Consider the following 11272-nt stretch of genomic DNA (forward strand, 5'->3'; position numbering starts at 1 on the left):
CCCTAACTGCTGAACACGAATCGACTCCATCAGGTCCACCGTCCTTTATCTCACTGCAGCAAAAAAGACCTTCGGTCAGTTTCGCCTATACAGGCGGAACTTTCCGAAGGTCTTTTATCCCTTACGGTGTAACACGTCTTAATCCGTGTCGGCTTCGCTTGGTTCGCCATCCGCGTGGATTCGGATCCCTAGAAGCCCTTCCGTTTATTTTCCACATCTTAACACATCATGTCATGTACAGACAATACCTTTTTTCAATTAATTCCCAGATTGTTGGAGGTTATCAAGCTCCTGCTTGAGGGTAGCTGATTTCTGTTGCGCGTCCTTAATTTGCGTCTGCAGCTGCTGAATCTCCTGTTCCGCTTCCGAGAGTGCAGCCGCAGTAGCCTGGGAGTGGAGCTCCTGAGCTACCTGCAGGGTTTGTTCGGCAGCTTGCTCCGCTTTTTGTGCAAACTGTTTAATTTGTTCCATGTTTTGCTTATCCTGACTTTGTTGATCTTGTTGTGGCATAAAAGAACCCCCAGCTCGAATTTTCCATACAGGATTAATTTTAGTAAAATGAGCCGATCTTATTCCTCTCATCCAAAGCAGCTTGACTTAGCGCAGATATTCGTCTTTACTGACCAGAAGATCGGATAACACAGGGGTTGGAATCACGAATTCAGGAACGCCCATATAACCTGGCGCGACTTCATACTTTTGAAACGAAATGACAAGTTGATCGCTTTCGTTGATATAAAAGTTTTGATCTTTTTTTATTGTCTTGAAGACTTCGCTCATCTGTGCCGGGGAGCCTTCAACCCAATAGATCTTTGCCGGGTCTGATTTCATCTGTTCAATCATCTGTGACTTAATGTTCTCGCTGATCACATCGATATACCGCTCATCTGTAAACAAACTTGGCAAAGTGATGAGGATTTCTTTCTTTTTATCAATCGTATCGAACTGAAATGTAGTTGAAGATGATCCCACCATGTTAACCACATATCTTCCTACGGACAAAATGCGATCGTTATCGGTCTTCACCACATAGCCGCTATTTACGCCCAAATGCCCTCCACTGCCTGCTGCTTTCATGCTGTCCATTTCCGTCATGAAATCACGATACTGCTTTTTCGCTTCCTCCTGATATTTATTATTCAGCGATTCCTGTAGATCCTTATTTTTCATGTCCGTAATCACAGGTACTTCCAACTTAGCCTCATAAGTCTGGTCTTTGAACATATATTCTCTAAACGTAAGAACCTTAATCAAGTTTCCAACCAGAGGTACTTCCGACAGGGCATGAGCAAAAGCTGGACTTGTATTAATGCTGGTTACCAAAATAATTACCGCGGCAGCAGCAGCAGTAAGCCATTTGAGGCTGCTCCGTTTCTTCGTATGTTGTTTGATGGCTTTATTTACGATAAAATCAAGCTCATTTGGGATCGGGATATCCCTATATTGTTGTTTCATCTCGTCTAATTTCCTATCCATCTTAGCGTACCTCCTCTAGATCTTCTTCGGTCATACGAATACGAAGCAGCCGCAGCGCTTGATATAATCGGGTTTTGATCGTCGAAATATTTTCATTCAACACTTCGGCAATTTCATCGATTTTCAAATCCTCGAAATACCTAAGGGTAATCACGCTACGATACATGGTTGGCAGCTCTTCCAGCGCCAGCTCCAGATCCATATTGGCATACACATCTTCACTGCCAGGGTCCATCGCTTCCAGCATCGTTTCGTCCACGACTTGCATCTTTTTGTGCTTCCGCAAGAAATCTAGCGAGGTATTTACAACAATACGATAAAACCAACTCTTCATTGATGCAGTGCTTTTCAACGATTCCGCCGAGGCAAACGCTTTATGGATAGCTTCCTGAACGATATCAAGCGCATCCTCCTGATTCTTCACATAGCTATATGCCAAGCGGTAGACGTGCTCTTTATGTTCCGTTATACAGGTAATTAACAATTTTTCCAGATTTGCATGTAAGGTCATGAGTATAAAGACGCTCCTTTGATACGCGCGAATTAATATGTGTCTTCTATGAGGTAGGACGTATAAGTGCATCATAAAGTTTGGATCTCGCTATCATAACATAGGATGTAAGGACTCAGAGCCATCCTTCTTCTACCAATTTCTTTCTCCCACTGCTATACTTACAGCATGCATACGTTAGAGAGGTGACTACAGCCTATGAACATTATTAAAGTCAAGGACCGCCATGAATTAGAAAAAAGAATCCCCTCCATGCCCTGGTATATAGAGAAATTTATTAATTATAAGCTGCCGGATCTTTCTCCTTCTTCTTTGCTGGAGTACGTGCGCGATTATGAAATCTTCTTATCCTGGCTGCTAGCCGAAGGATTAAGTACTGCCCCGTCGATGAATCAAGTACCCATCGAAGATTTAGAGAAACTACATATGGACAGCGTCGATAACTTCCGCATGTTTCTTGCTACGCGGAGAGAACACGCTAATATCAAAACGACGATTAACCGGAAGCTTTCCGCTCTCCGATCCCTTTTCCATTATCTAAGTCAAATTGCCGAAGACGATAATTTCTACCCACTGCTGAAGCGAAATGTCATGGCCAAAGTGGAAATTAAGCGGTCAAATAGACCCAAGGATAGCGCTGCCAAGCTAGAGGGTAAGCTGCTGCAGGAAGAGGAGATTGTCGAGTTCATCGACTATGTCCAGAACGGATACGAGCATGATGTAGCTTCCAATAAGCAGGCTATCTACTCTTATGAACGCAACAAGATTAGGGATATTTGCATCATTACGCTGATTTTGAATTCCGGCCTGCGCGTGTCCGAGGTTTTTAATCTGAATGTCGATGATATCGATCTGAAGAAGAAGCTGACCCATGTATACCGTAAAGGTAAAAATGATGATACGTTCAAAACGCCTGTCTACTTCCGCCAGGAAGCCATCGGGGCGCTAACGGATTATCTAGCTATTCGACAAACGCACTATAAGCCGCTGAAAAAAGAAAAAGCCCTCTTCCTTGCCATCGCAAATGGCAAAAAAGAAGGCGTTCGTATGACCAAACGAGCCATACAAGAGCTCGTTATCAAATATGCGAAGCGTTTCGGCAAACCCTATTTATCCGTTCATAAGCTGCGACATTCATTCGCCACAGATTACTACCTACAAAATGACTTGTACAAAACGCAAGAGCAGCTTGGGCACGCCTCACCGGCTGAATAATTTGGTTCAGCTTCTCTTCTGTGATGTCCTTCGTATTCAGGAATTGACTTTTCCCGCTTGCACGTGAATCACTTGGCACACCACTTACGTATTTGTTCGTCAGCAAACCTTGAGCAAGCGGACAGAAAGCGATACTGCCCACACCGAATTCATCCAGCACATCCTGCAGTCCACCCTCAATCCAACGATTCAACATGCTGTAAGAAGGTTGGTGAATGAGCAGCGGTGTTCCGAGGCCTTTCAGAATCGTGACCGCTTCTCTTGTTTGTTCGGCTGTATAGTTAGAAAGACCAACGTACAAGGCTTTACCTTGACGAACAATTTGATCAAGAGCACCCATGGTTTCTTCGAAAGGTGTGTTCGGATCTGGTCTATGCGAGTAGAAAATGTCAACATACTCAAGACCCATGCGCTTCAAGCTTTGATCCAAGGAAGACACTAGATTTTTCTTGGAACCCCACTCCCCGTATGGTCCTTCCCACATGTGGTAACCGGCTTTGGTGGAGATGATCATCTCATCACGGTAAGCGCCGAGGTCGCTTTTCAACACTTTGCCGAACATTTCTTCAGCCGATCCAGGAGGTGGGCCGTAGTTATTCGCCAAATCAAAATGTGTAATTCCTAAGTCAAAAGAACGAAGCAGCATAGCTCGTCCATTCTCGTGAATATCCAATCCCCCGAAATTGTGCCACAGACCTAATGAAATCGCTGGCAGTTTAAGTCCGGATTTCCCGGAACGATTATATTTCATTTCTGCATAACGCGTTGAACTTGCTTGATAAACCATGTGCGTGCGTCCTCCTTCATAATGTCCATAGAAAACTTACTCTGTAAGTATCTATTAAAGTTTCACCAAAGTTTGGTTTCTTAGTACAGTATAGGCGAACCCTGACAACAAAAAAAGAGCTGAAAAAAACGTGTCTTACTTACCTCAAGGTTAGTAAGCTCTCTCAAACTCGTTTCCGTCAACAACAAAAAAACTGCCGAGTCGCCTCGACAGCTTCAGGATTTACTTGCATTTACCGCAACCACAGCCGCATTTCCCTTTGCCTTTTGGTTTATAGATCTCTTTGTTCGTGAGCAACGCTTTCGATTTCGCAGTTCCACGAATTCCCGCACAGCGTAAACAGTCTGCGATACATTGATTCCGGCCAACTACAAACAAACGTGTACATACATTCGTACAATAACGGCCGCAATTTGGTATTGCACGTACATTTCCTAGATAAGCACCTTTTGGCATACCACCAGCACCACCTTTTCCTTTGGTACTATAGGGTATTCTCACAGTCATGCTTACGGTTGTACAGTTCATCTAGTCTAATTGCTTATTTTCTAAAGATTGCACAAGCTCCATACTATGTGCCTGCAGCCATTTTGTCTTTTCAAATGTATTTTGTATGATATCAATAAGCACACCTTGTGGATCAACACCATCCGCGTATCGTCCCAGGAAGTGAATAAAGACGTCCAATCTCCGCAGTTCGATCAACAGTGGCAGCACTTGAATTTCCGCTTCCTTTAATTCAACGAATTGTTTGTAGCCTTTATAGAAAGCAATACAATTTCGCTTCAACTCCGCTTTTGGTAACGCAGGATCAATCAAGTCCGACAAACAGACAGCGATTTCCATGACACGGAGGTCCCGTGTTATAAATTCAAAGTCCAGCACGGAAGTAATTTGATCATCCTCATCCACTAGCATATTCGAACCGTTAATATCGCCATGCACAAGCTGATGAGGAAGTTTACGCAGTGAGGGAATCGCTTGATATAACGCAGAAAATCGTTCAAAAATATATAGTAGCTCCTCACGCTGCACGATAAACGGTTCCGGCGGATGCATACAGAAATCACGAATCGCATCCGGTGTGCAGCGAGGATGAATATTTTCAATCTCATAGTAAGGTGGATACACGGCTTTCAAATCGACAGCTATTGTCGCCAAAACAGCAGATAACTGACCCACAGCTTCCCCATAACGCAGCAATTGCTGAACATTCACCCATGTTGGATTCATCCCGTCCGTAAAAGAAAATAGCGCCGCGAGCTTTCCTTGGTTATCATCCAGCTGTACAACCGTTCCACCGTCCGGCAGTTCAATTGGCGCTGGAATTCGGTAAGGCAGTTGATTCTTGCGTTTATTTAAAGCAAGCAGAATGCGATGCTCAAAAATGATTTTATCGATATCACGATGAGTTTCGTACAGCCGCAGCACATAGGAGGTGCCTGCCACATCTACAAATCTTGTTGTATTATTCATGCCACCCGCACCTACACGGATCGTCCAAGCTTGACCAGGAAACCAGTATGCAGGCAATAAGGCCAATTGCTCCTCAAGATCTTTAACTCGCATAATTGTATTCACCAGCTCCTTTCGCTAAACCTGATTGTCACCTTCCACCGCGAATTCGAAGTCCTCCACATCAAACGCTTGAACAGGAATTTCGGCTTGAATCAACCGCTCGATCAAATCGAACTGATCCGTTAATATTGGCGCTTGCTCCTTCATTGAAGTGAGGATTAACTCCGTTTCAATGGGGTCGAATTGCTCGCCATACACCTCTGTATCAATGGCTAATACAATCATTAAGGTTACATGCTCATTAATAGGCAGCGGTGGACTTTTGCGCCATGGAGCAGCAAGTGCTTTTTCAATTTTTTTCTTATTAAAAGATTCCTCAAAGAATGCGATTAGCTCGCCAATCATTTGTTTGACGAAACCATCATCCTCTTCCTCTAACATGATCGGCTCGCTGCCGGCTTGCAATTCATATAACTCCTGGATACTCGTATAAGGGACTATATAGGTAACTGGCTGGCCTGGCAGCATTAACTGACCATGCACAGCGAGCATAACTGCCTCTATGATAAATGTTTTGCTCATGTCTACTCGTTCTCCTCTCTCTATAGCTGTACCTGCATTTATTTCGCTAATAAACGTTAGAAATCCTTTTTTCACAGGACATTTTAGCAATGAGATGATGTAATGACGAAAAAACCGTCAGCTCTAATGATCTCAATGATCATCACCTGCATCAATATGGATGTACATATCGAAAGAGGCGCCTTGGTACAGATGAGGAAGAACAATATTTTCCATATCCTCTCGTTTAGCCTCGTCAAAGTACGTCGCGATCTCTTCACTAAGTGTAGTTTCCATCGAAAGCTTTTCCTTAATCGAATGTAAAGCTCGATGGACAATCACTTGACGATAGCATGCCCACGCTCCTTTTCCAAGCCGCTGAATCACTACACCTGTTATGAATTTGGTGTGGCCTGAGTGCACCTGACAATCCGTTCCAATGATAAACTTGTAGGTAGCTGCCGGTTCAAGTCGCATGAAATGCAGGATCCTCTCATGAACCGTATCCAAGTTTAGTCCTCTTTCCGTCGTGTTCCGAAATTCCAGTGGGTGATTTGCTCTCGAAGGTTTCAAAGATAAGGTTCTTCCTTTCTCCTTAGAATCAGGAAGAAGCTGGTTTGCTGCCTTTGTAGGAGCTGAAGAACATTAAGTCCCCGCGCTTTAATTTCGTCCAATCTGTACTAACAGGTCCTAAGGATCGCACGAAAGTACCTTGTGACGCAGAATCACTCGGAACCGAGAGACGAAGTGCATCCCAGAACATCGTTTGTACGAAATCTGAGCAGTCAAAAGTCGTCGGATCGTTGCGTACGGAACCAAACTCGTAGGGTGTGCCTAAGTAGACATTTCCAGCTGAAATCACTGCTTCGATCTCATCCGCTACTGGCATGTTAGGAACAAATACGGAGAAATCAGTAACCATGTATTTGCTTCCTGTACTTACGTAGCCGCTTGTACCGTTTGCATCCAGAATTTTATACCAGCTGTCATTGACCTTATCTGTAATTAGAACTTCTTCACCTTTATTAAGCATGCGAATCACTTTGGATCCACTTTCTGATGACGGAAGCGTACGAAAGTTAACGCCATAAATGATTTCTGCATTGCTGATTATTTTTATATATTTGCTGTTCGTCGATACATAGCCGCTCACACCTTGAGCATCCTTGACTTTGTACCAATTGATTGTCACATAATCCGTTACCGTGACGATTTCATTCGTTTTCAGGGACCGGATGACATGGCTTGACGTGTTCGGTTGATCTCGGAAACTTACCCCCGAAACGATCTGTGCTTGGGTCGAAGCACCTACATCTGCTGAAATAGCTGCTGGTAAAACAAAAGTAAGCGCCAAAACAATCAAGCTAACAACCAACGTCCATTTTTTCATTGCCTCAACCTCACTCCCATGATGTCATATTTTACTTACATCTTTATTATAGATTCATGGGGTGAAGGGCGAAAATAGGCGAAAGGTTGCGATTTTTGTCAGAAACTTTCTGACACCTCATGGCTGAATGCCTATTGACGACGAGGTTTATTTTTCCAGTTTCCGAACCTCTGGTTTTCTTGTTGGAAGCCAGCCTATCGAGAAGCTAGGGTCATTTTTCAATTTCACGTTGCAGAGCTTCATTTCCCCTTCTTCAAGCTCAATAACTTGCCAATCTTCAGGCACAACTCCCTCTATGGAGAGGAGGAAATCCTGCGAAAGCTCATTCGCCTCCCCTTGCTCTGACCAATATTTCACGCCATAATAAGCAAGTCCATAATGATTGACCAGCATGCAGGTAAAGAGTTGATCCGTGTTTTTGTTTTGCAGAACATAAGGCATCGGGTTTCCTCCATTAAAAAGGCACATTCACCGCACAGGGTGAACGTGCCTCTTTCCTATGATTGCTATTACAAATAAGCGTTCTCGTGTTTTGCCTTCAAGCGATTCCAACGACGTTCAACTTCAACTTCGAAAGATTTGAGCGAGCCCTCATATTCCGGCTTCGTCATATGCTTCGTTTTCCCCATCGTCTTGAGCCAATCCGATAAAGGAATCTTCTTGTTCTTATCTTCCGGGTTATAGGTGAGACTCGYAATTCCGTGTTCCACTTCATATAGCGGGAAGAAACAGGAATCTACCGCAGCGCCTACAATGTTTGATCCTTCTTGGTCGTCGGACAACCAGTTGAGCGGGCAAGCAATGAGAATCTTCCCGTACACTAAACCCTCGTGCTGGGCGTACCACTGTGCTTTAGCTGCCTTTTTCACGAGATCCTGCGGATAAGCTTCTGATCCCGTGAACACATAAGGAATATGCGTAGCCGCCATAATTTGCGCCGTGTCCTTATGGTGGAAGACCTTCCCGCCTTGGTGCTTCCCTACGTTCGATGTCGACGTACGATGACCCATCGGTGTTGAATAGGACAGCTGCGCGCCTGTATTCATGTAACCCTCGTTATCGTACTCGAGGATAATCATTTTATGATTGCGCAGTGCAGCACCAATGGCTGGCCCCATGCCGATATCCATCCCGCCATCGCCTGTAATCATGACGAAGGTGAAATCGTCCTTCAAACCTAAATGATCGAGTTCTCCACGACGCTTGCGCTCCCAGAACATCTCAACAACCCCTGACAGCGTGGCTGCGCCATTCTGGAACAGGTTATGAATATACGTGGCCTTATGAGCCGAATAGGGATACCCTGTCGTTACGACCATCGCACAGCCTGTGTGGAAGATCGAAACGATATCGCCTTCGATTCCCTTGAAGAACAATTCCAAGCCTGAGAAAATGCCGCAGCCCGGACATGCCCCATGACCAGGAGCAATGCGCTTCGGCTTCTTGGTTAGTGCGCGTAGTGGCGGGATCCGAACATTCAGCTTACCTGAGGCCTCATCCGGCGTTACGGTAATGAGTCCCGTCTTTAAATCCTCATACTTCATCGGTGTCAGTACCCGCTTCGGAGCTTTCGCTGGATCACCTGGCGTGTGTCCGTAATAATCGAAGGGCACTTCCACCTTGCCGTTTTGCACAGCATCAATGGCGAATTGGAACAGGTTATGCCCGTCTTCGGCATAAAAGTCCTTGCCACCTAAGCCGTATATGCGGCTTATGACAAGCGTATCTCTGTTCCCGTGTGTGAACAGTGCCGCTTTAATTTCGTTGACCATATTGCCGCCATGGCCGCCATAGGAATCCGCGCGATCGCCGACCGTGATCGCCTTCACATGCTGCAAAGCTTCTGCAATCTGCTTGGCAGGGAAGGGACGGATCATATTCGGTGCGATTGATCCGGCTTTGATGCCCTTTTCGCGGAGCTGGTCGACGACGTCTTTGATGATTTCGGATGCCGAATTCATCAGGAACACCGCGACTTCCGCGTCCTCCATCCGATACAGTTCCAGAATCGGATAGTCACGGCCAGTCAATTCGGCATATTCCTGCCGAATGCGATCATACACCTCTTCGGCCTTGTACATCGCCATAGACTGCTGGTAACRGTTATTAATGTAGTCCGGTTCATTCATATAAGGACCAACCGTGATCGGGTTATTCCGATCTAACGTATCCGGGTAACCTTGTGGCTTTTCACCAATGAAAGCATGCACATCTTCCCGATTAGCAAACGTTTGAACTCTACGTTTCTGATGGGATGTGAAATATCCGTCTGAAGCTACCAAGACCGGTAAACGCACCGCCGGATCCTCAGCCAACTTTAATGCGAGAATATTCATATCATAAACCGCTTGCGGATCACGACACATCACAATAGGCCAGCCTGTATTTAAGGCATAGTACAGATCCGAATGATCTCCGTGGATGTTCAGTGGACCGGAGACAGAACGGCATACCAAGTTCATCACCATCGGGAAACGTGTGCCAGACTGCACCGGCATCTGTTCCAACATATACAAATAACCGTTGGCGCTTGTCGCGTTAAACACGCGGCCGCCAGCAGTTGAGGCTCCATAACATATACCTGCAGATCCATGCTCTCCGTCTGCGGGAATGAGCACTATATCATGTTGTCCGTTGGACTTCATTAGATCTAGGAATTGGGCTACTTCTGTCGATGGAGAAATCGGGAAATATCCCATGACGTGATAATTAATTTGATGAGCTGCATAAGCCGCCATCTCGTTGCCTGACTCGTATACGATGCGCTGTTCAACCTTGGCCTGCCCTAATTCCTTCTTGATATCAATGGACATAACGAGTAGTTCCACCCTTCTCCCATAAATACTCTCTAAGAGTTTATAGCTAGATTGAAGCGATGTGGCATACGGTGAATATCGGCATAACCGTCTTCTTCCCGCTCATCAGTGAGCGCTTCGGTCGGACAAGCCTGTACACATTTGAGGCAACCTTTACAGTATTGATAATCAATGCCCTGCAGAAACATCTGCGGACGCCCTTTTTTGTCAGGGAGTTCATCCCATACAAAGCAGAAATCCGGACAAACATTATCGCAAGAAGCACAATGAATACATTTATCTTCATGGAAATGCGGCATCATCCCCGCACGTGAAATGCTTAAATCCTTTAGAATACTGTTCCCGGGATTCGAAATGACTCCGCCGATGGTCTGCGTTTCGTATCCAAGAACGGGTGTGTCGAAACGTACGAAATCAGGCATTGTCTCCCCTTCGGGTAGCGCATACGTTTGGAACTTCACTTCGTTGTAACCGCGATCAAACGTTCGTAAGGCTGGTGCAACAGCGAGCGGATACTTCTTCTCTAACGATTTACGAATAACGCCTCTCATAACATCCGGATCAAGGAAATCACATAACCGGAATAAGGCGCCAAGCATTGCCATGTTTACACGATTTTTCTCCTCCAGTGAAATTCCGATGGCATCGATGACCGCAATGGTGCCGCCTCTTAACTTCATCTTTTCCTTCAGCTCATCAGGTGTTTTCGTTGAGTTTACTAATACTGTACTATCTTCATAGATGCCACTGATAACGTTTACAGTTTTGGAAAGCGATTCGTGAAAAACACCTACAACATGCGGTCGTTCTACAGGTGATGTATCCCGTATTCTCGTATCCATGTCACAAAATCTAATGTGCGCTTTCACTGCTGATCCTTTCTTCTCAGAACCATAAGAAGAGAAACTAACTCCGTTCAACCCCACCCCAACAACTCCGGCTTCCGCAAGCATCTTACCTGCCAGATTAGCGCCGAGACCGCCGATGGATTCCAGTCT

The 11272-nt window shown here is 45.3% G+C and carries 11 protein-coding genes and 1 pseudogene; 1 reads left to right on the forward strand and 11 read right to left on the reverse strand.

Annotated elements, in window-relative coordinates:
* Window positions 1-258: 258 nt before the first annotated feature.
* From AC1DUA_RS23500 to AC1DUA_RS23510, 3 genes are all read right to left on the reverse strand, one after another.
* Window positions 259-510, reverse strand: a complete 252-nt coding sequence (locus AC1DUA_RS23500) for a hypothetical protein (protein WP_477502073.1) — start codon at window positions 508-510, stop codon at window positions 259-261.
* Window positions 511-597: 87 nt separating this feature from the next.
* The gene (gene rsiV / locus AC1DUA_RS23505; RefSeq protein ID WP_477502074.1) at window positions 598-1476 is read right to left on the reverse strand and encodes an anti-sigma-V factor RsiV; all 879 of its coding nucleotides are present in this window, start codon (window positions 1474-1476) and stop codon (window positions 598-600) included.
* Window position 1477: 1 nt separating this feature from the next.
* On the reverse strand, window positions 1478-1987 hold the full coding sequence (locus AC1DUA_RS23510; RefSeq protein ID WP_477502075.1) for an RNA polymerase sigma factor: 510 nt from the start codon (window positions 1985-1987) through the stop codon (window positions 1478-1480).
* Between the two features lie 252 nt (window positions 1988-2239).
* On the opposite strand from AC1DUA_RS23510, the pseudogene xerS reads away from it, so the two are divergent.
* Window positions 2240-3133: pseudogene (gene xerS, locus AC1DUA_RS23515) on the forward strand (tyrosine recombinase XerS); the annotation flags it as partial.
* Here xerS and AC1DUA_RS23520 read toward each other — a convergent pair.
* The 8 genes from AC1DUA_RS23520 to AC1DUA_RS23555 all read right to left on the reverse strand — a co-directional run.
* Window positions 3066-3989 (reverse strand): aldo/keto reductase, encoded by a 924-nt coding sequence (locus tag AC1DUA_RS23520; RefSeq protein ID WP_477502076.1) that lies wholly within the window; start codon window positions 3987-3989, stop codon window positions 3066-3068. The pseudogene xerS and the gene AC1DUA_RS23520 overlap by 68 nt on opposite strands.
* A gap of 528 nt (window positions 3990-4517) precedes the next feature.
* Window positions 4518-5558: a phosphotransferase enzyme family protein gene (locus tag AC1DUA_RS23525; RefSeq protein WP_477502077.1), complete on the reverse strand. Its 1041-nt coding sequence runs from the start codon at window positions 5556-5558 to the stop codon at window positions 4518-4520.
* Window positions 5559-5582: 24 nt separating this feature from the next.
* Window positions 5583-6089 carry an ADP-heptose synthase gene (locus AC1DUA_RS23530; RefSeq protein ID WP_477502078.1) on the reverse strand — a complete coding sequence of 169 codons (507 nt, stop codon included), beginning with the start codon at window positions 6087-6089 and terminating at the stop codon, window positions 5583-5585.
* 132 nt (window positions 6090-6221) lie between these two features.
* Entirely contained in the window at window positions 6222-6578 is a 357-nt protein-coding gene (locus tag AC1DUA_RS23535) for a ribonuclease H-like YkuK family protein (RefSeq protein WP_477502079.1), read from the reverse strand.
* A gap of 91 nt (window positions 6579-6669) precedes the next feature.
* Window positions 6670-7458: an SH3 domain-containing protein gene (locus AC1DUA_RS23540; RefSeq protein WP_477502080.1), complete on the reverse strand. Its 789-nt coding sequence runs from the start codon at window positions 7456-7458 to the stop codon at window positions 6670-6672.
* 147 nt (window positions 7459-7605) lie between these two features.
* On the reverse strand, window positions 7606-7899 hold the full coding sequence (locus AC1DUA_RS23545) for a hypothetical protein (protein ID WP_477502081.1): 294 nt from the start codon (window positions 7897-7899) through the stop codon (window positions 7606-7608).
* 68 nt (window positions 7900-7967) lie between these two features.
* Window positions 7968-10271 carry a thiamine pyrophosphate-dependent enzyme gene (locus AC1DUA_RS23550; RefSeq protein WP_477502082.1) on the reverse strand — a complete coding sequence of 768 codons (2304 nt, stop codon included), beginning with the start codon at window positions 10269-10271 and terminating at the stop codon, window positions 7968-7970.
* Window positions 10272-10306: 35 nt separating this feature from the next.
* Window positions 10307-11272 (reverse strand): 2-oxoacid:acceptor oxidoreductase family protein (locus AC1DUA_RS23555; RefSeq protein ID WP_477502083.1); only part of this gene is annotated, 966 nt, incomplete at its 5' end.

This window comes from Paenibacillus sp. 01T422, from assembly GCF_056398785.1.

Coding starts and splice junctions, on each gene's coding strand:
- AC1DUA_RS23500 (WP_477502073.1), bottom strand. CDS start 510: ATGCCACAACAAGATCAACAAAGTCAGGATAAGCAAAACATGGAACAA.
- AC1DUA_RS23520 (WP_477502076.1), bottom strand. CDS start 3,989: ATGGTTTATCAAGCAAGTTCAACGCGTTATGCAGAAATGAAATATAAT.
- AC1DUA_RS23530 (WP_477502078.1), bottom strand. CDS start 6,089: ATGAGCAAAACATTTATCATAGAGGCAGTTATGCTCGCTGTGCATGGT.
- AC1DUA_RS23510 (WP_477502075.1), bottom strand. CDS start 1,987: ATGACCTTACATGCAAATCTGGAAAAATTGTTAATTACCTGTATAACG.
- AC1DUA_RS23545 (WP_477502081.1), bottom strand. CDS start 7,899: ATGCCTTATGTTCTGCAAAACAAAAACACGGATCAACTCTTTACCTGC.
- rsiV (WP_477502074.1), bottom strand. CDS start 1,476: ATGGATAGGAAATTAGACGAGATGAAACAACAATATAGGGATATCCCG.
- AC1DUA_RS23525 (WP_477502077.1), bottom strand. CDS start 5,558: ATGCGAGTTAAAGATCTTGAGGAGCAATTGGCCTTATTGCCTGCATAC.
- AC1DUA_RS23540 (WP_477502080.1), bottom strand. CDS start 7,458: ATGAAAAAATGGACGTTGGTTGTTAGCTTGATTGTTTTGGCGCTTACT.